Consider the following 20028-nt stretch of genomic DNA (forward strand, 5'->3'; position numbering starts at 1 on the left):
CACGAGGACAATAAAGATTTTGCAAAGGTAGCATTAGAGGTTAACAACAATGCCGCTAACCTCTGGAAGTACGTCAAATGTTGGCATTGGAAACTTGTTGGGCAGAAATGTCTGAGTAAATCTTGGCTGCATCATTCACGGGTGACGGACTAGAAACTGTGAGATTCGGTCTACCCATTGCTGAACTGATGACATTAATTAACTGATCGAGCTTGCTAGAGACATCACCGCCTCCAGAACCACCCACAGCACCGCCGCCGAGTGATGGTATAGGTTTGTCTGCCAGTCCGCTGCTACCCAGTGGTGGCGCGTTGTTCATGCCTGCACCAATGACAGTTGGACGGAATGATGTATCAGCGATCCCATTGCCAGCGATCGCGGGTCTAATAGCCGTATCAAGTTGACCGTTGCCTGCGATCGTCGGTCTGATCGCGGTGTCTGCCATGCCGTTACCGGAAATCGTCGGTCTAATGGCAGTATCGATCGCGGCGTTGCTCATCTCTTGAGCAGGTTTCTTGATGCCCGACGCTGTGACTCCAATCAGCGTGATGAGAGCGCCTAGCCCTGCCAGTAACTGACCAATCCCGTCCGCTGAGCCACTACCGGACGGTGCAAACGCTTCAGCCCCACGTTCGCCCACTAAGTACGGCTGCCCAGCGTTGACGGGTCCACCTGTGGCGCGGGCTTGAATTGCCTGCTTTGCCCCTTGCATATTCTGTCCGCTCAGTATCGTGGCAGTCTTAGAAGCGTCGATAATCTCGCCTGACACTTTTGGAATAAAGAGTTCCTGACCTTTTTCACCAACGACATAGGGTTTGCCTGCCTGAACGTCGCCGCCTTTGGCGCGACCGGGAATACTACCTTGCATTCCTGATTTGATAAGCTGCTCAATGAATGAAACGTCATTATTAGCGCGTCGATTCTGATCTTGCCCTTCAAATTGTTCTCTTGCCGTCTCTTGGTTTAACGCCAGAACTTGACGGCTATTTTGCGCCATTTCTTTTTGATTTGCCAAGCCTTCCAGCGCTGTCTGAATTTGAATGTCAGCCACCTTAGACATATTGTTGGCGATCGCAAGCGACATTTGAGCGATCGCCATCCCCTCTTTATCACCTGACTTGATCGCTGTGGAATAGTCTTTAACTGCTTGGAGCTTGGCACGATCGGCATCGAGTTTATATCGCTGCCCCTCAATCACCAGTAACTTTGCTGCTATTTCTTGCTTGCGGATATCAAACTCAAGCGATTTTTTAGAAAGCTCAGCCTCTTTCTCGCGGGCACCTCTTTGCTTATCAGCAATGCTGTCTTCAATCTTCTGCCGAGCCAGTAGAATTTCGTAGGATTTTGAGTTGGCATTAACGCCACTAGCGCCAGACTCGTTTAACTGCTTGCCGATCAGTGCTTTTAGGCGCGGATCCATCTTCGGATCGCTTTCCACTCGATCTTGCAAACCGACGAGTCGATCGATTTTGTTTAGCTGCGTCGTGTCACGGGCGATCGCTAAGTCAGATTGAGCCTTTGCTAACGCCCCCTGACTCTCAAGTAATTGCTTGGAGCGATCGAGCTGATCCGTCTCTAATTTGGCAACAGCTTCCAGTGACTTGATACGTGAGTCTCGTAACTGCTGCTGCATCTGCACCTGACGCTGTGCTTGAGCCAGTTGAATATCGGCTGTTTCTTTATTTAGCCTTTGCTCTTCTAGAATGCCTTCTTTCCGTGACCTGCTACCCTCTGCCACTAACGCTTTGTTGTCCTCTATGGCTTTGCGGTTGAGCGCTAGAGTCGCTACAGAAGTGCCCTGCTCAATCAGTGTTTGCGATCGCCCTGCTTGAGCTTGAGAGAATTCGCCAGCGTCGGGGCTGTTAAGGAGATTACCTTGTAAAGCCGTAGTTTGCTGAGTTTGAGCGAGGGCGATCGCGGCGGCAGCGCTTTGATTGAGAAAATTAATCTGCTCAATCTTTTGCCTGGTCGTTGCTTCAATTTTCTTCGCGTATGATTCCTCAAGCGATGCCGCTGCCTCTGTCCCTCTTGCTCTTGCTTCAGTAAGCTTGTCCCCTAGTGCTAGTTCATCATCATGAAACTTTTTAGCGTTGATGCGGCGCTCCTGGTAAAGCTGCTTATTGCGCTGCATCTCTCGCTCAACGTTGACAATGGCTTGACCCGCAAGGTCTTTTTGAGTTTTAGCTTGACTGATGCCCAAATCTGCATCGGCTACACCCGCTTCGGCATCGCTAAAGAAAACATTCTTCGCCTTCTGCATAGTCAGCTTTGCCCTTTGGGTGGCAAAATCCGCATTAGCCAGCGCTTGCCGTCTACTCAATGCGCTAGCTTCAGCCGCAGTGACTTTCTGAATCTGCTCAATGCGCTTGCGGTTAATGGCTTCAATACGTTTGCCCTTGGCTTCCTCGATTTGGGCTTCGGCTTCAGCACTTTTCGCCCTCGCCTGTGCCACCTGAGTAATTAAGTCACGCTCCTGATTCTTGAAGTCAATCTGATCAATTTTCCCTGCCTTGTAGTCTTCACGTAGTCGGCTCAAGGCAGCGCCAGAGTTAGCCAGCCCAGCCCCTGCACTTTGTTGTTGTGATTGGGCTTGGCTCAGTCCTAAATCTGCTTCTGCTACGCCTGCATCAGCGTCAGAGTAATATTGATTGCGCGATTTTTTAACGTTGATTGCTGACTGGTCTTTTCTCAGTTGAGTATTCCGGGTTAACTCAACCCGCGTAGCATAGGCAGCATCATTTGCATCTGATCTCTGTCTGAGATTAGCGGCTAACTGTCGTTCGGTTTGCTGCTGCTGTAGTTTGGACTGGTCAACCTGTAGTTGCTGTGCTGGTAACTGGTCTTGTAGATCTTTGAACTCTGCTGTAGACTCGATAGCTTTTTTAAGCTGTGGATTAGACGCTTGCCCTGCTTTCAGCTTTAATTCTGCTGCGCCCGCATTCGGATCAATACCAGCAGCTTTGAGCGTACTTGTAGCATCGATCGATTGCAAATACTGTTGTTTCTTCGCAAGCTCATCTTGGCTAGCGCCAAGCTTTTGCTCTACCCCTTGCGTGTCAAGTTGCGCTGTTTTTTGCTGCGCCTGTTCTGAATTCAAACCACCAGTTAATTGTTGTTTTAGTACATCCGATTTACTGCCTGACACTGATGCATCGATCGCTTTTTGTGCGTCTTGGGCTTTAGCGGTGGCAAGATTCCATTTATCAGCAAAATTAGCGGCTAAAACTGCCGCCTCAGACAGTTTGCGGTTGTACTGTGTTTGGACGCTTTGAGCCTTTTCCAGTAGTTTGATCGTAGCTTCGTATTCTTCTGTGGGTAAGCCTAGTTCTTTAGCTTGTTTGACAGACTCTCTAAAATTCTTCAGCGCCGAGTCAATTTGGGCTGATTGCTCCAAAATGGGTGAAGCTTGCTTGTCTCGCTGCTCTGATAATGCTTGCCGCTGCTGGCGCAACACTTCTAGCTGATTCTTGTCAGCATTGGGCTGCATCTGTAATTTTTGGCGTTGCATGTCGATCGCTTTCATTTGATCGTCAAGCGCTTTTACTTTGGCGATTTGAGCATTCATGCCACTAGCGTCAAAGGCTTTAGCAGCCACGTCCTGAGCAGCTAACGCTTGATCACCTAAAGATACTTGCTGATCGAACTGTTTTGATTCTGCCAGCGTGGTCATTCGCCCTAGACCAGTAAGCCCCATCTTTTCAACTAAGTTGTTGCGAATTTTAATCGCATCATCTGTTTTGAACGACTTACCGAACATCCCACCCAATCCAAGCGTTAAGTCAAAGCCTTGCGAAGGCAAATCTTTTTTGTCGTTACCGATCCCAGCGACTTCACCTCTAGCGGCTTTTGCCGCTTCCTCTATGCGCTTCAGCCCGCTAACTGCCTCGTCTGTAAACTTGTTAAACTGTTTGGTGTTTTCATCAGGGGTGAACTGCCGCATCAGAGACTGCACAGACTCGATCGCGGCTGAAAAAAGCAGAAATTTAGCCGCGATCATGACTGATTGTTCAATCATTCGGGCTGTTGTGGCATTAAAGATTACGCCAAGTGACGCAACAGCCGTGCTACCAGTGATCGCCGCTGTTGCCATTCCAGTCAGTCGGACAATCAGATTGCCGCCAATATAAGCAGCAGTTATAGCAATGATTGATCCCAACTTTTCCATCGCTCCTGCCAGTAAATCGACAGCAATCGTAGCAGTATCTAATCCCGCTTTTTGAGCTGGCTGAATAACCAAACCAAAAGCTTCCTGAGCACGTTGATTGGCAGCATTGAAGCGATTTTCGGAAGATTGGACATTTTGAGAAGCTGTTTTTGCAGAAGCACCATAAGCAATCTGTAGCTGTCGCCCAAATTTAGGGATAAATTCTTCTGCTGATAACTGACCTGATTCAGTAAGTTTTGCTAATTCTTTTTCAGTGATCCCCATAGCGTCAGCAGCCGTTTTCATCACGCCTGTCAAGCCTGCGTCTCCTAGCTGTCCTTTTAATTCCTCCATCTGGACGGAACCCTTAGAAGCCATGTCACTTAGCGCTTTCATGACTTGCGCCGTTTGTTCGCTAGTTAGCCCTAAAACTGTTGCAGCTTGAGAAACACCCGTAATTGTTTCTTTGACAGCAAAACCTTCTGCCGCTGTGCCCTTGGTTGAAGCTGCCAGATTCTTGAAACCCTGCCTAGTTGATTCAAGTGGGATGCCTAAATCATCAACAGTCTTGTCGACAAACTTAAAGTCTACTCCTGCCTGTGCAGCGCTACCACTGGCAAAATCTAGCGCTGTCTTGAAATTATTCAAATTACGGGCGGCAACCAAAGATTGATCAACGATTGGCTTGAAAATATTGACAGCGGCTATGGTTAGACCAATTGCTCCTACGCCTTTCACAATCAATCCAAAATTACCAAGAATGCCTTTGACAGCCCTATCAGCAAACCCTGGCAACTTGGACAAAATACCTGGAATCGTATCGATTGCAGACTCAACAATCTTTGGTATAAAAATACCTAGTTGCTGCAACCCTTGTTTAAATGATTCAACGTAGCTAACGGCATTCTCTAAAGCCTCAGCCTTCAGGCTGCCTGTTGCTTGAGGCGATCGCGCTACTGACACCTGACTACCAAGACCGCCGAGTGCTGATTCTTTGAGCGCTCCAAACGCATTACCGATCGCGCCTAGTGGATTACCAATGGCGTTACCAACCGACTGTTTCGCCTGAAGTGCTTTGACAAAGAAGTCAACCATCCGCTGATTCGGCTGCGCTTCCTGGATAGGCTGTGGCAGCGCTTCACCACTACGCACGCGAGTCGCAACATTGCTGAAGACTTTCGGTGCTTGCGTCTCAAACGCATAAGCGTCAGCTTCGGTCCGGGCGATCGTGCGTTGGAAATTCTGAGGCAGCAATCCGCCTGCCTGCTGATTGGCTACTTGAGCCGATCGCATGGCGTTGTACTGCATCGATCGCGGTAGCTCCTGGATCGGTGCCAAGGCTACGCCAGGTTGAGCAAAGCCTAGCGATTGCTTAGCAATGCTGGAACGCCCAAAGTCAAACTGGAAGGCATGACGGGATTCGTGGACAACATCCTTAATTGCTTCTTGCTGTTTCTCAATCTGATCCACCGTGCCGCTGAGCATCGCAGCGACTTCTTTGGTGATGATGATCTGATTATTTTTGATGTTGTACAGTGCCCTAGCACCAATGGCTTGCAGCTTGGCATCATCGACTACCAGTTTAGGCAAATCACCGGGCTTGATTGTGACCTTAGAAAGTTTTGCCGCTTCCTGTACTAGCAATTGATAGGTTTGATCAGTCGTTAACTTAAGCTGTTGAGGCAGACGTTCTACTTGCTTCTGCGCTTCTCTTGCTGCTGCCTGCACCTTGGCAGCCATTGAAGGTGGTTGTGCAACGGGCGTAGGCTCTTTGATATAACGTTCTTCTAGAGCATCCATTGTCTTATTCAGACCTGACGCGATCGCTGCTTTAGCTTTCTCAGTGTCAGCTTTCGCTCGGTTGATCAAACCGCCTAACAACCCTTGCTTGGGCTGATCGCCAACTCGTGCTAATTCTGCAACGTCAGGTTCTAAAACTCGCTCTCTAGCATTCACAATACGAGGCACCGTAGCCATTGCCACAGCAGCACCTTTGAGCGGTATTTTGCCTAGCAGTCCTGCACCGGGCACAACACCATTCAGCGCTGATAGCCCAGCATTAGCCGCCATTGCTGAAACATTGCCAATGGCAAAACCAGTCAAGTCGCCTGTGAGGTTTGCGCCCATTTCTTTCTGGAACGCCGCACCACGCATCCCGTTTAGCGCTGCTCGTGCAATCTCCTTAAACTGCCTACCAGTACTAGACTGATAAGCCTTGAACACTTCAGCCGATGCTGCGATCGCCTGACGCGCTACCAATGCCCCGACCAAATCGCCTGCAAGACCAGGGACAACGCCAAAGTTATTGCCTAGCTGAGAAGCGGCAAACCCAGCCGTATTCACTGCTAAATCAGTAGCGATCGCTTTTGCTTTGGGTGTACGCGCCGTCTGCGCCAAATTGCCACGAATGGAACCAACAGGTTCAGCATTAAAGGATTTTGCTAAAGCGCCTGTAGCGTCTCTCAGTGTTTCTCTAGGCGATCTTGCTAGCCCTTCAACATCGGCTGCGTTAAAGTTGGTTCGCAGTGACTCTAAGCGTCCGCGCGTCCTGCCTGCTTGCAAGCGAGTATCAGGAGACTGCGAAGCGCGTAGCTTTTCAAGCTCTGCTAAGGTGGCATTGATTTCATTGTTTGCTGCTGCGGCAATCTCTTCACGACGCTTGCCTTGGGCATCAACAAAAATACGTAGCGAATCATTGATGCGTTTCTCGGCGTCTTTAGTAGCCGCGATCGCCTTTTTCTCTTCAGCCGACTGCGGCAATTTTTTGATCGACTGCCCACCCTTCGGACCCGTTTGCACCAAAGGCGCGATCGCATCAAACGCTTCACGCACGGACCGGGCATCGGCTTCTAGTAATTCTTTGACTAGCCTGTCTTTTGTACCTTTGCCAGCACCACCAGAAAGACTGGAGACTTCCTTGAGTATTTCGGTGTTATAGCCACTAATGATCGAGCGATCGAGCGGTTTCGTTTGCAGTGGTTGCGCCATCTGTGGGGGAGGGATGGCAGCCGCTTCTACGATCGCCTGCTCACGCTGTCTTGCTTTGAGTGCGGGTGCCGCTTGCTGCTGCGTGCCGAACGCCTGATACAGCATTGTTTCAGCTTCAGCCAGTTGCTCATCATAGCCAGCAAGTGTCTGATCAAGATTGCCCGTGGCTTGCTCCATCAGCAATTGCAGCTTTTCACGGTTGATCTTAATTTTGGCAATGACCGTTTTATAGAGTCCTGTTTTCAGGTAAAAGTCAGAACCTTGCATTGCTGCCATGAAATCATTGGCTGCCGCCTCCATGTCCTGCTCAACCGACTTCATCTCAAACGCCACAGCCGATTTTAATTCGGCAGGAATCTGGCGCTTGATATTGAGTTGCTTGAGGATTGCCCCTTGCGTGTCATCAGCACTGAGGTAGCTCGATAGTTTATGCCCCTTACCACCCTCAGCATGAATCTGAGCATCCTTTGCGCCTGACAACCTAGCGATCTTAGATAATGGGTCACCTTCACCTAAAACCGTTTGAAACTGTTCTTTCGTAGTGCTGGCAGTGCTGCTAAAGCGCGGTGTACCAATACCAACGGCGCGAACATTATCAACGTTTGCCGCATTGAGTACTTCAGAGGATTCTCTAGCAGTAAAGCCACCTGCTGAATAACCCGCAATGCCGATCGGTAAGTCTGGATTTTCCCGACGCACCGCGATCGCCTGCGCTGCTGCCTCAATAGCATCTTTGCTAACTACGAGGTTTTGCATGACGATCTTGTTGATCGCTTCAGCAAAGAATCTGAGCTTACCTTCACCCAAATTCACTGATAAATCAGTAGCCTGGTTTTCAACAGGGATAACGGGATTCCGCTCACCCGTCAGCAGTTGCAAGCGTTCAGCGACAGGAATACTGCTTTTACCTCGTTGCGCCTTATCTTCATTGCCAGCAAAGCCACCAATCCCAAACACTACAGAATCAGCATTGTCGTATTTTGGTGCTTCAATTTGTTCTGATCTTGCCTGCGCTGTTTTGGCTGCTTCCTTAACTAAGCGCTGCCGCCTGTCTTCAATACCTTCCAGCGGTGTAGCAGCAATATCGGCAACCGCTCCAGCAATACCCTGGAGATTGCCGACCTGGACACCCACCCCTTTAAGCCGCAGCAGGTCGTCAATGAGTTTGCCGATCTGGGTTTCAAGAACACTGAATTTGCGATCGAGCGTTTTGGTATCAATGATTTCATTGAGGAACTCAGTGGCTTGCGCTACTTTAGGCTTTAGCCCTGCCAGACCTTCTTCAATGCCTAACCGTTTGACAAAGCGATCGCCTGCAAACTTGCCAGCCTTGCCAAACCCAGCACTAAATTTCTCGCCTAGTTTATCTAGTGATGTGCCTAGCTCAGCTTCGATATTCTTGATAGAGCCTTCTGTAAACTTGCGGGCATAGGTAGCACCTACGCCTTCCTGAAAGCCTCGAATCGTGTTTTGTAGCCCACCTGTAATCGGTGCAAACAAACCCGATCGTGCCTGTGCTTTCTTCGTGCCTTCAGTAACTGCCTTAGTTAAATCCTCTTCTAATCCTTTAGTGTCTAGCTCAACCTTGCGGCTAGTATTTGATGGCGTGTCAGCACTGACTGTGACCTGTAGTGATCGCTCTAGCCGTGCCCTGACTTGCTCAACATTGCTACTGTTGATTGTTAGCGTAGCTCTCAGGTCAAGCGTGGTAGAAGTAGTCTGACTGATTTCGTGGGCTACCTGTAAGCGATCGACCTTGACACCGATGGCAATTGTAGGCTTTTGACTTTCAGTTTGTCTGATCTGATTTTGTAAAACCTTGGCATCAAAAGTAGGAGCAACTTTTAGCGATCGCTCCAAGTCTTTACCCATTGCCGCAGTCTGGTTTTTGATACTGGCAAGAGAGCGATCGAAGTTATCTGTCTGTAGCCCCAACTCAAGATAGAGAGATCCAAGTGAGGTCAACTGTCACCTCCGATCAGCTAAAACAACAGGACTCCTGCACTCTAATGAGGTCGAGAGTCGGGAGGAATGCGGATCTGGCGGAGACACGGAGCCGGACAATAATTCACCGGGCATACAGTTGTACTCCTGTTTCTGATGAGGTAGAATAGGGCTATGAATCAAGTCCTGACTGTCTCCTGCAAGCTCAAGGTATCCGAATCGCAAGCTATAAAACTTGCTGCGACACTGAACGCTTTTGGGCAGGCGTTGAACTGGGTGAACCAGAACACACCTGAGAAGATAGCCAATGCGGTCAAACTGCAGTCCCTTTGTTATTACGAAGTCCGCGCTCGTTTTGGTCTGTCGAGTAATTTGGCTCAACAGGTCTGTAGGCGGGTAGCAGGTTCTCGCAAGGTCGCCAAACAAAAGCACCGTCCGGTCAAGGCGTTCAAGCATAGCTTTGCGACCTACGACGCTCGGATCTTCTCGTTTCGAGAAAAGGACTGGACGGTTTCGCTCACTACTGTTGATGGTCGTGAGCGGTTTGAGTTGGCAATTGGTAACTACCAACGGGGAATGCTGGCAGACGCTAACCCCAAGTCCGCCACACTGATCAAGCGACAGGATGGTTCTTACTACATCCAAATTTGTCTGGAGTCGGAGCCGCCAGAGCCGCAAGACGGTGGCGATATTTTGGGTGTGGATTTGGGGCGCACTGACATTGCTCATACTTCTGAGGGTCAAACCTGGGAAGGTCAGAGTATCAACAAGGTGCGTGACCACTACACCAACTTGAGAGCGAATCTCCAGCATAAAGCCAGTAAAGGCACACGCAGTACACGCCGCCGAGTGCGTGAACTGTTGCAACGGTTGTCTGGTCGTGAGCGTCGTTTTCAAAGCTGGTTGAATCACAACATCTCGAAAAGTCTTGTTCAAACCGCCAAGTCCAAACAAGCCAGCATCGCGCTGGAAGATTTGACAGGCATTCGTGAGTGCACGAACCAACAACCCCGCAACAAAACCGAGCGCAGACGGTCGAACAGTTGGGCATTCAACCAACTGAGACTGTTTATTGACTACAAAGCTTTGGGAGCAGGGGTAAAGGTCATCATGATCAAGCCTGCCTATACCAGCCAAACCTGCCACCAATGCCTGCACATTCACCCCGTCAAAAGGGAGTCGTACAGGCACGGTAAGCGGTTTAAGTGTGGTCATTGCGGTTGGCATGGTGATGCGGATTTGAACGGGGCGAAAAACATTCAAAGAATCGGGTTGTCGGTAATACAGCCTGGAGGCTCCTGGTTATCTTGCGAGATCGCTGGCGGGCTACTGAAACTTCCTGGGCTTTTGGAAAGCCCGCGATGCACTGCCTAAGCGGTCAGCATTGGGAAGACGTTACCGATTCCATCTCGCCTAGCAACTCACTAGCAGCACCAATTACTTGCACAGGTATCAGCCCTTGAGCCTCTAACCCTAAAAAAATCCGCGCCGTTTCCTTGGACACGCGGCGACGATCGCGTGTCTCGCCAACAGCATCAGGGAAAGGTAGATATTGAATCCAGGTTGTTTGCACTTCTCTACCTTTACCACCGTTCGCTTTTTTCCAGGCATCCACTAATTGATCAACGCCTGCCCACCCGATCGCGTTAGTCTTCGCTGCGATATTCGCGTCTAACTGTCGCTGCTTTTCGTAACGCTCTAGGAACCAAAAGATCAGCCAATCGGGGCAGTTTCCAAAGTTCTCGTAATTGGCAAGCCGTTCGTCTCTGATTCCGTAGGTGTGGACTCTACCGAAGATGTCATCCCAGTCAATGCAGGCTGATCTGTAGTAGGTTTCAAGATTTTGCTTTTGCTCTGAGACTTTCCCTCACGCTTTGGCTCCTCTTCGCTACCTTCTAGCTGTGGCTTATCAGTCAGCGTCTCTAGCTTTGGCTCCACAAACTGACCGGACTCACGCAGATAGAAGTTATAGATTGATTGAATCTGTGAGTCGCTACCATCGGCATTCTCTAGCGATAGTTCCTTGGTATGTTCGATCGTCCAAAATGGATCGCCCATTGCATAGGTCTTGCGATCGCTGTTGAGAAGAAAGCCAGCCGCGCCGACTGGCAAGACTGTATCAATCTGAGCAATGCCGATCGAACCATCCTCAGCATCGTAAGGTTCAGTGATGGATACCTTTAATTGGTCAAACTTAAACACAGCACCGACGCTGATTTCATACCACGGCTCACGCACGTAGAGTTTACGGGCTTTACCTTCTACTGGTTCAAGTAGTGTCAAGTCATAGGCAACCCTGAAGCGCATCATCAGTGTGGCTGCTAGCAGTGGCAATTCAGCCGCTTCAGCCGTCAGCCCAAAATACTCGGTTTTTTGTTCCAGGTTTAGGTAGGAAAGTGGATTGACTTCGATCGCAGTGCCCTTTTCTTTGTCATCAGGAAAGATGAGCGATCGTGCTTGCTCTGAAGTGATGCCTTGGCGTACCGCTAGGGTTTCGATCGCTTCTAGAATTAACGCATTAATCCGGGCTTGTTTGCGTTGTTTTTCCTGAATGGAAACAGGTGATGTGTTTGGGTCAATGCTGCCAGTGCTGACAAAGTAGACGATCGCGCCATCGGGCATCGTCACAACAGGTCGGATTTCTTGTTTGAGTGAGGCAAAGGGTGAACGGCTACGCATGGTTTATTCTCAGGAATCAAGAAAGGGCGCGGATTTTAGGGAGACAGCGTGAAGCAGGAAACTATTTGGTAGCGGGCTTAGCAGGTTCCACGGTTGGCAATACAGGCTCTTCGCCAAACTGTGAGACACCGACTAGCGGAGTGACAGCAGGAACATCACCGGGCTTGGCTGCCGCTTTGATTTCAATCAAGGACTTTGCCATCGCATCAGGTAGTTCAAACTCGGCACCGGGCTGATGCACAATGCCTTTGTCGTCAGAGCAAGCGGTAATCGCAACGAGTTTCATAGGAGTTTCTCCACGTCGATTTGTAGGTTGTCGTTAGGGCTGCTGAGCAGCGTTGGCGTTTGATTGCGTTGAATCTGAGGCGCGATTTTGATGATGCAAGTTTTTTGGAACTGTGGGTTGTAGAGCGCGATCGTGGGTGGCAGATTCCCAGCGAAATAAAGCAAACCCGCCAACACGCGACGCGCTGATACCTCGCAATTGCAAGCGAAGACCTCGCCATTCTCGGAAGTGAGGTAGTCGTAAACCATCGTTAGTAGAAGGCGTAGGTAGACTTCGTGTAAACGTAGGTCTGACCCTGAACTTGCAACTTACATTGGATTTTCCGCAAATCTTGGACTGAACCTGTTTCAGGACCAGCGGTAATGATGGCAACACCCTCATGCCGTTCGCCGTCATCCATCGTCACTTGGAAGTAAATTTCCTTGTTGTACTTGTCTTTGTCGCGCAGGATTTCTACCAGCAGCCCACCACCCAAGTCACCGCGCACGATGTTGAAGTCAACACTCATTTCTTGCGAAATGGCAGTGATGACCTTCTCCATCCCGATACCGGATAGCAGGTTGGTGGTATCGACCACCTTGGGAGTCGGACTAGGCACCGGGCTAACAGTACAACCAACGACTGCATAGAGCGCTTTAGTTGAGGCAGAGTTGCCAGCGGTTAGGGCTGATGTAATTGCATTAACCCGTAGCTGTGTGGCACCAGCAGGCGATCGCCCAGTCACAGTTAACGTTTGAGGAATGGTGCTGTTGAATAGCAGCGTATCGCCCACGTCAATCAGTGCGGGTAGAGCAGTGACAGGGATGACCCTAGAACCGATGGTGAGCGTGCCTGGGTTGTAGACAAAGGTTGTGCCGTTGAGGATCGTGAAGTTGGCAGGGTAGATCGTGAGCGATGTAGCAGACGAAGCAGCCGCAGCGGATGTGACGACAACTTGACCGCCGATCGATAGGATTGAGTTAGCAGGAACTGCAGCAGTCAGCGCACCGACCGTTAAAGTCGTAGCACCGATCGCAGCATCAGCAGCCACAATCACGTTGACAGATGATCCACCCGTACCAACAGTGACGGTATAGGTAGCAGGGGTACGCACACCGAGCGGTAGTTCACCAACTCGGAGCGCAATACCCGTAGTGACTTTGGCACCACCGGGATAATTGAGAACAGCAGTAGACATTCAGGAACTCCAGTAAGTAAACAGTCAGCGAGACACCAAAACTTGCTGCCCAGACACGAATTGCCGAACAGTGATTTGGAAGATTGCCTGTGGTGGTAGATCCTCTCTGTATGAAGGGATGGACTCACGACGCACAGGGAACGCCGATCGCATTAGCGCGATCGCGCGGTCAAACTTTTGTAAATTGGCTTCGTAAATTGCGTATTCTGCTGGTGTCTTACCGGGTGAACCATGCAGTACTAAATCCACACGCCATTGATAGGTGTCATTGGTTAATTGTGTGAAATGCCGCTGGACAATGGCATGTACACCTTTACCAACTGGCGTTACTTGGGGAGGCTCCGCACGAACTGCTTGCTTCCCATCGGCAAGGGTGCCTAGTTGGGCAGAGAGCAGCGATCGGAGTTTGGCAACTAAATCAGCAACGACTGGATTGTGAATTTCTACAGCGCTCATGCGTCTCTGACCTCCATTTGCAGGGAGTCACGCAACGCGCCACTGTCAGTTATTTTTTGCCAAGTCGGAACGCCTGGACGGTATTGTTTTGGGTTGTCGCTGGCAATACTCCAATTGTGGTTGTCGATCGTGTCGCTGAATCTGCCTGCCATATCGTGAGCAAAAGCAGCAAAGGCAACGCGAATATCACCTCTATAGTGATCAGCAAATACTTTGGGGCAATTAGTCTCAGAAATTGCTACCGTTGTCCAGGGGCGAGCAACGCCACGACCGCCGATGTAATGCAACCCCATATGCACCTCATCTGCGTATGGGGCGCTCCATTCGTAGGAAGCAACTAAGCTAGGGGCTTCAAAGTCTTCATTCCACTTGAGTTCCATTAGGCAGCCCCCGTTAAAATGAGACTGCCTGATATTTTTTGACCAAACTTCTGAGTGATACCGCTGATTCTTGCTTGAGTTGTTGGGAGAAACACCCACTCGCCTTCGTAGGCTGCCTTGGAAATAGAATCGCTATAGACAGCAAAAGCTTTGAGTTGATTGTTGATACTGGCTGGCAAGAACTTAGGTTTAACAAGCCGTCCTTCTAGCTCTAGCTCCTGCCTGCCTGCGCCAGCGATCGGCGTGTTCGTTGCTTGCTTTGTCGGTCGTCTCACTGATGCCTGAACAACGATCGCCTGAGTATTGGAAACCTCATTGCCCGCACTGTCAAACGCTACGCCACCTGCTAAAGGCACCAAAAAAGTCAAGACCAAATTAGGTCTTTGATAATCAGGTGTAGGAAGTGAAGCTACAGCGGCGTCAAGGGCAGCGTTGACCACAGCAAAAGGCAAACTCTACGCCTTCAATCTGCCCTGCTCATCCCTTGAAACACGGGCTATACTTGGGAATCGGACATCATGTTTGCAAATTGAACACAACCGTGATATGCAAGAAACAGCGTGATCGCAAATTGCCCAATCAATTGGGTGGCAACATTGCCGCATTGCGTCGGTACTGGTGCATCACGCAGTCTGATTTGGCTGATTCAGTTGGACTCAGCAGACAGCAGTTAGGCAGGGTTGAGCGTGGTGAAGCGCAATTGAAAGCTGAGTACTTGCCTAAACTGGCGATCGAGCTTCGGTGCTTACCGGAAGAGTTGACAGATCAGGACTATACGGAGAAAAACTAATGGGTGAGTTTAAGGCTGTCGCTAAAAGATACGGTTCGTTTGAAATACACGAGTACTCATCGATGGATGAAGCTATTAGCGATATAGAAGGAGGCAACGACTTAGGTGAGCATTACGGCATCGGTATCTACAACGAGCAAAGCAATTCAGTTTGGCTCCCAGAAACTACCGCTGTACAGATTGATCATGATGGTCATTCGGGAGTCATAAAGAAAGCACTTAATTTACCCCAGGCTCTAGAGTTTGACTCTATTAGCAAGTTTGGAGAGGCAGGATGAAAGTTGAAATAGTATGTCCTGAAGGTCTTGCCCGTGGTACACGTGTTTTTGTCGATGGCAAAGAGATGACGTGCTTAACAGGGCTAACACTAACAATCGACGTTGATGAAATAGCACGACTAGAGTTAAGAACGATCATGGTAGGGCACGGTGATCAGCCTATGCTTAGAACGCTTGAAAATGGCGATCGAGAAATTAGGAAAGAATGCCTAGTCTTTACTGGCGAATTCGCCAATCTGGAGCGTGAAGAACTATGAAAAACTTATTTCTTTGGTTCAAATACATTGTTGTCAAGCATGAATCTACTTTGAACTTTGGCTGGTTGCGGCAATACGAAGTTGCCGCTACGAGTAATGGCGATGTTTTGGGTTATAGAGGCACAGTTTTAACGTTTCCATCTGGTACGGCTGTTGTTTTGAATGCTACGTCAACAACTTTAACGATCGCTAAATTATGAAGTGGGCGTACCTCAAGAAAAACGCGCTTTACCTCACTGAGTCAGACCTAAATAAACTCGGTGAGGAGCATTGGGAGTTAGTAGGTTTCGATGCCGGCAGCGCTTACTTTAAGCGTCCTCTGTCAGCTTCGCAGCAGTTACCTAAAAAGCCTAAATCAGTGCCACAGCTAGATACGGTATTGACTTATGAGGGAAGGGCGATCGAGATTTTCTCTAAGCCATATTACGAACCTAGTAGCACCATTGAGAAGGTTTATCGCTATCAGGTAGAAGGATTGCCAGAAGGGTTTTGGTTGTCAAGCGTTGAAACGGCAATCGCTGCTGCGAAGAGCGCGATCGATGAATACATTGCATACACAGGGCATACACAGGCGCGATCGATGCTTTACAGCAAACAAATGCGGCAATGGGATTAAGCACTGAGGTTTCTGATGGATAAGAGCGCTATCTATAAAGGCTTTCGGATCTCATATAGCAACGAAAGAGACTTAGCTAACGCAAAGACTGATATTGACCTTTACTTTGAAAACATTGAAGGTGGCTACCCTAGAGTCGCTACAAATCTACTTCGCACTGAAACATACAAAGGCATAGACGTTAGGGTAATGGAAAGGTACAAAGGGCTTAACCCAATCGAATATCAATGCATTTTTTCAGGTGAAAAGCTGCCATTAGCAAAGGCTGGCAATGTAATGTATGTAAGTACTAATAACAATGAAACTGTTGCTATAGAAAACGCTAAGAGCGCGATTGATAAAGCAATGGCAACAGCAACCAAAATTGTAGACAGCAATGATTAGCACAAGACAAGAAGAGTTTATTTTTGCTTGCTTTAAGCACAAGAACTTGACGTGTGGGGAGGTTCAACATGGTTTTGTTAAAGTACAAAGCGGCATGTTTGTTGAGCATGTTTCTACGGGCGTGCAAACAGTTAAGCTTTCATATATTTGCAATAAAGGTGAATCTGTTGCTTTAGAACTACGGCAACAATTAAATGCCTATCTCGAAGTAAGAAACAAAACGGCAGCACAAGAGCTTGAAAACTGGTTCCAACGTTGGGAGTCGCCACAGCGTACCCCAGTCGGGATTTTTGCCATTCCTAGACCCAACGGTGTGATGCCTGTACCGATCGGAGACGACAAACCCCACCTACTACGATTGTCTTGTGATGTCTGGTATGTGCAGGAGCGAAGCCTGTTTGATATATGCAAAGGTGAAATAGTTTGCAGGGTTGTATCTCAATCTATAAGTGCAGGCATTCCAGAAGCAGAGACAATAGAGCTAGATACCGACGAGTACGACTACTGAACCATGAACAATCTCTCTGAGTTAGCAGCCTCTAATCTGGTTGCCACAATGGGGCAAATCGCTGCCTGTATGAACCGCTACACGGAGTCACCAGATTGCCGCAATTTGGAAGATGCTTTGCTATTGTCTGAGACGCTAGGAAACTTGAGTGAAGCGATCGCGCAGCTCAAGGCATCGGGCTTGGTCGAGGAAGAAGCTTTTGCTGTGTGGGTGGCACGAGTGGGTCTGATGGTGAGTGAGGGACAATGAAAGTAGAGTTAAAACCCGGCGTTAGAATATTCGCTAAAGATCTCAAAACTGGTGAAGTAACAGAGATCACTGATTGGTTGTACTTCTTTGAAGAAGAGGGCATTCGAGACTTGAGTGGCGAAGGTCATGGAGCAAGTTATACGTTTTGGATAGAAACGCCAGATGAGGCAAATAAGTGAATAAATTAACGAAAGCTGATATAGCCAAGATTACGCCCGTCCATAAGGCATTGGTCAATAACCTGGTGTTTTGCCTTGCTCCTGGAGATCTTGTGCTGAAACATGACGGACTGACGGCGATCGTCTATATGCCATCATGCAATACTGTGATGCAGTGGGAAGCAGAAGAAGTCAGTGGCGGTGAGGACAAATGTCTGTCTTGGCGCGTTGCAGGAAACTATCAGCCAGATTAAGCCAAAAGAAAAAGCGATCGCAGTAGTCCTAAAACCACACGCGATCGCCCCAATCTACAACAGAGAGCATTAGAACAGTCTAAGCAACAGGCTCAGCAGGCTCAACAGGTGCCACTTCATCAGGTGCAATATTCTTGACACCAGCGATCGCAGCATCAACAGCAGCAATTTCTGCCGATAGGTCAACTTCTACTTCAGCTTCAGCCAAAGCAGCTTTCAATTGCTCGATCGTGGTGATCAAGGTGCCAACCTGAGTACGCTCGTCAGCGATCGTGGTTTGCAGTTCGTTTAGTTTGGTGTTCAGTTCAGCGACAGAAGCCATGATGAATTTCTCCAGATTAGTAAGCGTTTTCAGGATACGAGGCAACAAGGCAAGGTAGCCCAGCGATTGAAATGGATTCATCAGTTTGTCCAGAGTGGACAGTTCTATTTTAGCCGCGACTCTTGACTGCGATTACAATTTGTGTATTGGGATAGATAGGTTCCTTTTTAGTGGCAAAGTCTAAATACACTCCAGACCGAGTGCAAACCATCATCGACGCGATCGCTCAGACTGGGGCAGACCGTGCAGGTTGGCAAGCGGGTAAGATCAGCGAAGATACTTTTTATGACTGGGTAAAGCGATATTCCGAGTTTTCCGAGTCGGTATCTAGGGCTAAGGATGAATACCGTGACACGTGTCCAGGAACGTTGGTAAGGCAAGCTAGAAAGGCGTTTGCCGACTATCTGTTTGGTCGGATGGAACGTGTCACATACACGAAAGAAACGGGCATCAATGCACGCACTGGTGAGCCTTACGAAAAAGAGATCACGCAAAGGGTGCCAGTAGGAGTTCCTAAATGGGCGATCGAACGAGTTTTAGGCAAGCCGTTAGACATTCTAGAAGCGGTTAGCACCCTTTCTGAAGCAGGAGTTTTACCACGCTGGTTAGTGCAGGCTGTAAGCGATGAAGTGGGCAACGCTAGAGAAGGGATTACAGAAGTATTTGCAGGAGTCATCCCCGATCGCGACAATCGACGGGTTAGACCTGGACTCTCTGAAGAAACAGCAGCAGCGATTAGAGCACACCTTTTGGGCATCCAGCCCACCGATGCTACTGCCTTACCAACAACGGTGGATCTCAGACAATAGTCCCATCAAGATAGCGGAGAAATCGCGGCGGATCGGGTTTAGTTGGGCAGATGCAGCAGACTCAGCTTTGGAAGCAGCGCAAGCAGGCGGACAAGACACTTACTACATTGGCTACAATATTGAAATGGCTCAACAGTACATCAAGGATGTAGCGTATTGGGCTAAAGCTTATCAATTAAGCGTTAGTGATTTTGAAGAGTCAGTCATCGAAGAAAACGGAAGAAGTATTTTTACTTACACAATTCACTTTCTGAGTGGCTACAAAGTTTCCGCCTTGTCGTCTAGACCAGCTAACCTGAGATCAAAAAAAGGACGTTTACGTATCGATGAAGCTGCTTTCCACGAAGATTTAAAAGAATTGATCAAAGCAGCTTTAGCGGTTGTGATGTGGGGCGGGTCTGTCGGTATCTGGAGCACTCATGATGGAGAGGATAATCCTTTCAACCAATTGATTAAAGCAGTCAAAGCAGGCGATCTCGATTATGGTTATCATCGTGTTTCGTTAGATGATGCCTTGTCTGAAGGTTTTTACCAGCGTATCTGCTTGACTCAAAATCAGGTATGGACACCAGAAGCTGAATTTGCATGGCGATCGCAGCTATACAAAGACTACGGTGATGCCGCAGACGAGGAGCTAGGCTGCATACCTAAAAAACGGCAAAACGGCGATCCTGTTTACCCCAAATTCGATCGCGCCTTAAACAACTGCACAGATACGGTGCAACTTGGTGATCGCTTACATATTGGCATGGACTTTAACGTCACTAACATGAATGCTGTGGTGCATGTTGTCAGGAATGGGATACCAAGAGCGGTCAGTGTGTTGTCAGGCATTGCAGATACACCTGCCATAATTGCAGCAATCAAAAACCGCTACCCTAACCACACCTCTTTAATTTCTGTTTACCCTGACGCATCAGGGCAAAGCCGTAAATCTACTAATGCATCAACTTCAGACGTGGCATTGCTGCGGCAGGCTGGCTTCACGGTAATAGTTGATGGTTCAAACCCCGCTGTCAAAGATCGCATCAACGCAATGAATACAGCTTTTTGCAATCCATTAGGAGATCGCTGTTATCTGGTAAACGCCAGCGAGTGTACGCCTTACGTAGAAGCGCTAGAAAAGCAGGGTTGGAAAAATGGGGAGCCTGACAAATCACAGGGTTTTGACCACTTACCGGACAGCGCAGGCTACTTCATCTGTAAATTTATGCCGATCTCGGCAGCATCAGAAACCACCTTCGCGGCATCAGTACGATCGCACTCTGCCTCTAGTCGCTTCACTGGCAGGCGTTAGCACAAAAACGGCAACTTAGCATGTGTAGGGCATCATAGAAGAAAGATTGATT

Annotated in this window: 23 protein-coding genes; 13 read left to right on the forward strand and 10 right to left on the reverse strand. The window is 48.8% G+C overall.

Annotated elements, in window-relative coordinates:
• Positions 1 to 73: 73 nt before the first annotated feature.
• Entirely contained in the window at positions 74 to 9097 is a 9024-nt protein-coding gene (locus AC5JO6_RS23425; RefSeq protein WP_496083449.1) for a tape measure protein, read from the reverse strand.
• A gap of 153 nt (positions 9098 to 9250) precedes the next feature.
• Here AC5JO6_RS23425 and AC5JO6_RS23430 point away from each other — a divergent pair, with 153 nt between their 5' ends.
• Complete coding sequence (locus AC5JO6_RS23430; protein WP_496083450.1) at positions 9251 to 10450, forward strand: RNA-guided endonuclease InsQ/TnpB family protein; 1200 nt, start codon at positions 9251 to 9253, stop codon at positions 10448 to 10450.
• 4 nt (positions 10451 to 10454) lie between these two features.
• Here the strand turns inward: AC5JO6_RS23430 and AC5JO6_RS23435 are convergent, their stop codons facing one another.
• The 8 genes from AC5JO6_RS23435 to AC5JO6_RS23470 all read right to left on the reverse strand — a co-directional run bounded on the left by AC5JO6_RS23435 (position 10455) and on the right by AC5JO6_RS23470 (position 14422).
• Positions 10455 to 10691: a hypothetical protein gene (locus AC5JO6_RS23435; RefSeq protein ID WP_496083451.1), complete on the reverse strand. Its 237-nt coding sequence runs from the start codon at positions 10689 to 10691 to the stop codon at positions 10455 to 10457.
• Positions 10692 to 10789: 98 nt separating this feature from the next.
• Positions 10790 to 11755, reverse strand: a complete 966-nt coding sequence (locus AC5JO6_RS23440; protein WP_496083452.1) for a hypothetical protein — start codon at positions 11753 to 11755, stop codon at positions 10790 to 10792.
• Positions 11756 to 11816: 61 nt separating this feature from the next.
• A complete protein-coding gene (locus AC5JO6_RS23445; protein ID WP_496083453.1) occupies positions 11817 to 12041 on the reverse strand; it encodes a hypothetical protein in 225 nt (74 codons plus the stop codon).
• On the reverse strand, positions 12038 to 12289 hold the full coding sequence (locus AC5JO6_RS23450) for a hypothetical protein (protein WP_496083454.1): 252 nt from the start codon (positions 12287 to 12289) through the stop codon (positions 12038 to 12040). The genes AC5JO6_RS23445 and AC5JO6_RS23450 overlap by 4 nt, the downstream gene beginning before the upstream one ends.
• Positions 12290 to 12291: 2 nt before the next feature.
• Positions 12292 to 13218 (reverse strand): hypothetical protein, encoded by a 927-nt coding sequence (locus AC5JO6_RS23455; protein ID WP_496083455.1) that lies wholly within the window; start codon positions 13216 to 13218, stop codon positions 12292 to 12294.
• 24 nt (positions 13219 to 13242) lie between these two features.
• Positions 13243 to 13674 (reverse strand): hypothetical protein, encoded by a 432-nt coding sequence (locus tag AC5JO6_RS23460; protein WP_496083456.1) that lies wholly within the window; start codon positions 13672 to 13674, stop codon positions 13243 to 13245.
• The gene (locus tag AC5JO6_RS23465; protein WP_496083457.1) at positions 13671 to 14054 is read right to left on the reverse strand and encodes a hypothetical protein; all 384 of its coding nucleotides are present in this window, start codon (positions 14052 to 14054) and stop codon (positions 13671 to 13673) included. The genes AC5JO6_RS23460 and AC5JO6_RS23465 overlap by 4 nt, the downstream gene beginning before the upstream one ends.
• Complete coding sequence (locus tag AC5JO6_RS23470) at positions 14054 to 14422, reverse strand: hypothetical protein (protein ID WP_496083458.1); 369 nt, start codon at positions 14420 to 14422, stop codon at positions 14054 to 14056. Before AC5JO6_RS23470 ends, AC5JO6_RS23465 begins: the two co-directional genes overlap by 1 nt.
• A 173-nt stretch (positions 14423 to 14595) precedes the next feature.
• Between AC5JO6_RS23470 and AC5JO6_RS23475 the strand changes: the two genes are divergently transcribed.
• The 10 genes from AC5JO6_RS23475 to AC5JO6_RS23520 are packed head-to-tail and all read left to right on the forward strand — an operon-like array spanning position 14596 to position 17548.
• The gene (locus tag AC5JO6_RS23475) at positions 14596 to 14844 is read left to right on the forward strand and encodes a helix-turn-helix domain-containing protein (protein ID WP_496083459.1); all 249 of its coding nucleotides are present in this window, start codon (positions 14596 to 14598) and stop codon (positions 14842 to 14844) included.
• Complete coding sequence (locus tag AC5JO6_RS23480; RefSeq protein WP_496083460.1) at positions 14844 to 15122, forward strand: hypothetical protein; 279 nt, start codon at positions 14844 to 14846, stop codon at positions 15120 to 15122. Before AC5JO6_RS23475 ends, AC5JO6_RS23480 begins: the two co-directional genes overlap by 1 nt.
• Positions 15119 to 15379, forward strand: coding sequence for a hypothetical protein (locus AC5JO6_RS23485; protein WP_496083461.1), 261 nt, complete (start codon positions 15119 to 15121; stop codon positions 15377 to 15379). Before AC5JO6_RS23480 ends, AC5JO6_RS23485 begins: the two co-directional genes overlap by 4 nt.
• Entirely contained in the window at positions 15376 to 15579 is a 204-nt protein-coding gene (locus tag AC5JO6_RS23490) for a hypothetical protein (RefSeq protein ID WP_496083462.1), read from the forward strand. Before AC5JO6_RS23485 ends, AC5JO6_RS23490 begins: the two co-directional genes overlap by 4 nt.
• Complete coding sequence (locus AC5JO6_RS23495; protein WP_496083463.1) at positions 15576 to 15995, forward strand: hypothetical protein; 420 nt, start codon at positions 15576 to 15578, stop codon at positions 15993 to 15995. Before AC5JO6_RS23490 ends, AC5JO6_RS23495 begins: the two co-directional genes overlap by 4 nt.
• 15 nt (positions 15996 to 16010) lie before the next feature.
• Positions 16011 to 16379: a hypothetical protein gene (locus AC5JO6_RS23500; RefSeq protein WP_496083464.1), complete on the forward strand. Its 369-nt coding sequence runs from the start codon at positions 16011 to 16013 to the stop codon at positions 16377 to 16379.
• A complete protein-coding gene (locus tag AC5JO6_RS23505) occupies positions 16372 to 16887 on the forward strand; it encodes a hypothetical protein (RefSeq protein WP_496083465.1) in 516 nt (171 codons plus the stop codon). The genes AC5JO6_RS23500 and AC5JO6_RS23505 overlap by 8 nt, the downstream gene beginning before the upstream one ends.
• 3 nt (positions 16888 to 16890) lie before the next feature.
• On the forward strand, positions 16891 to 17136 hold the full coding sequence (locus AC5JO6_RS23510; RefSeq protein WP_496083466.1) for a hypothetical protein: 246 nt from the start codon (positions 16891 to 16893) through the stop codon (positions 17134 to 17136).
• On the forward strand, positions 17133 to 17315 hold the full coding sequence (locus AC5JO6_RS23515; RefSeq protein ID WP_496083467.1) for a hypothetical protein: 183 nt from the start codon (positions 17133 to 17135) through the stop codon (positions 17313 to 17315). Before AC5JO6_RS23510 ends, AC5JO6_RS23515 begins: the two co-directional genes overlap by 4 nt.
• On the forward strand, positions 17312 to 17548 hold the full coding sequence (locus tag AC5JO6_RS23520; protein WP_496083468.1) for a hypothetical protein: 237 nt from the start codon (positions 17312 to 17314) through the stop codon (positions 17546 to 17548). The genes AC5JO6_RS23515 and AC5JO6_RS23520 overlap by 4 nt, the downstream gene beginning before the upstream one ends.
• 79 nt (positions 17549 to 17627) lie before the next feature.
• Here the strand turns inward: AC5JO6_RS23520 and AC5JO6_RS23525 are convergent, their stop codons facing one another.
• A complete protein-coding gene (locus AC5JO6_RS23525) occupies positions 17628 to 17951 on the reverse strand; it encodes a hypothetical protein (protein ID WP_496083469.1) in 324 nt (107 codons plus the stop codon).
• Positions 17952 to 18040: 89 nt separating this feature from the next.
• Between AC5JO6_RS23525 and AC5JO6_RS23530 the strand changes: the two genes are divergently transcribed.
• Both AC5JO6_RS23530 and AC5JO6_RS23535 read left to right on the forward strand, forming a co-directional pair.
• On the forward strand, positions 18041 to 18679 hold the full coding sequence (locus AC5JO6_RS23530) for a hypothetical protein (RefSeq protein ID WP_496083470.1): 639 nt from the start codon (positions 18041 to 18043) through the stop codon (positions 18677 to 18679).
• Positions 18639 to 19976, forward strand: a complete 1338-nt coding sequence (locus AC5JO6_RS23535; protein WP_496083471.1) for a phage terminase large subunit family protein — start codon at positions 18639 to 18641, stop codon at positions 19974 to 19976. Before AC5JO6_RS23530 ends, AC5JO6_RS23535 begins: the two co-directional genes overlap by 41 nt.
• Positions 19977 to 20028: the final 52 nt, after the last annotated feature.

This window comes from Tildeniella sp. (assembly GCF_059505325.1).

Excerpts from the sequence above, each read along its gene's own strand:
- AC5JO6_RS23430 (WP_496083450.1), top strand. The coding sequence starts at position 9,251 with ATGAATCAAGTCCTGACTGTCTCCTGCAAGCTCAAGGTATCCGAATCG.
- AC5JO6_RS23440 (WP_496083452.1), bottom strand. The coding sequence starts at position 11,755 with ATGCGTAGCCGTTCACCCTTTGCCTCACTCAAACAAGAAATCCGACCT.
- AC5JO6_RS23445 (WP_496083453.1), bottom strand. The coding sequence starts at position 12,041 with ATGAAACTCGTTGCGATTACCGCTTGCTCTGACGACAAAGGCATTGTG.
- AC5JO6_RS23450 (WP_496083454.1), bottom strand. The coding sequence starts at position 12,289 with ATGGTTTACGACTACCTCACTTCCGAGAATGGCGAGGTCTTCGCTTGC.
- AC5JO6_RS23455 (WP_496083455.1), bottom strand. The coding sequence starts at position 13,218 with ATGTCTACTGCTGTTCTCAATTATCCCGGTGGTGCCAAAGTCACTACG.
- AC5JO6_RS23460 (WP_496083456.1), bottom strand. The coding sequence starts at position 13,674 with ATGAGCGCTGTAGAAATTCACAATCCAGTCGTTGCTGATTTAGTTGCC.
- AC5JO6_RS23465 (WP_496083457.1), bottom strand. The coding sequence starts at position 14,054 with ATGGAACTCAAGTGGAATGAAGACTTTGAAGCCCCTAGCTTAGTTGCT.
- AC5JO6_RS23480 (WP_496083460.1), top strand. The coding sequence starts at position 14,844 with ATGGGTGAGTTTAAGGCTGTCGCTAAAAGATACGGTTCGTTTGAAATA.
- AC5JO6_RS23485 (WP_496083461.1), top strand. The coding sequence starts at position 15,119 with ATGAAAGTTGAAATAGTATGTCCTGAAGGTCTTGCCCGTGGTACACGT.
- AC5JO6_RS23490 (WP_496083462.1), top strand. The coding sequence starts at position 15,376 with ATGAAAAACTTATTTCTTTGGTTCAAATACATTGTTGTCAAGCATGAA.
- AC5JO6_RS23495 (WP_496083463.1), top strand. The coding sequence starts at position 15,576 with ATGAAGTGGGCGTACCTCAAGAAAAACGCGCTTTACCTCACTGAGTCA.
- AC5JO6_RS23500 (WP_496083464.1), top strand. The coding sequence starts at position 16,011 with ATGGATAAGAGCGCTATCTATAAAGGCTTTCGGATCTCATATAGCAAC.
- AC5JO6_RS23505 (WP_496083465.1), top strand. The coding sequence starts at position 16,372 with ATGATTAGCACAAGACAAGAAGAGTTTATTTTTGCTTGCTTTAAGCAC.
- AC5JO6_RS23510 (WP_496083466.1), top strand. The coding sequence starts at position 16,891 with ATGAACAATCTCTCTGAGTTAGCAGCCTCTAATCTGGTTGCCACAATG.
- AC5JO6_RS23515 (WP_496083467.1), top strand. The coding sequence starts at position 17,133 with ATGAAAGTAGAGTTAAAACCCGGCGTTAGAATATTCGCTAAAGATCTC.
- AC5JO6_RS23525 (WP_496083469.1), bottom strand. The coding sequence starts at position 17,951 with ATGAATCCATTTCAATCGCTGGGCTACCTTGCCTTGTTGCCTCGTATC.
- AC5JO6_RS23535 (WP_496083471.1), top strand. The coding sequence starts at position 18,639 with ATGCTACTGCCTTACCAACAACGGTGGATCTCAGACAATAGTCCCATC.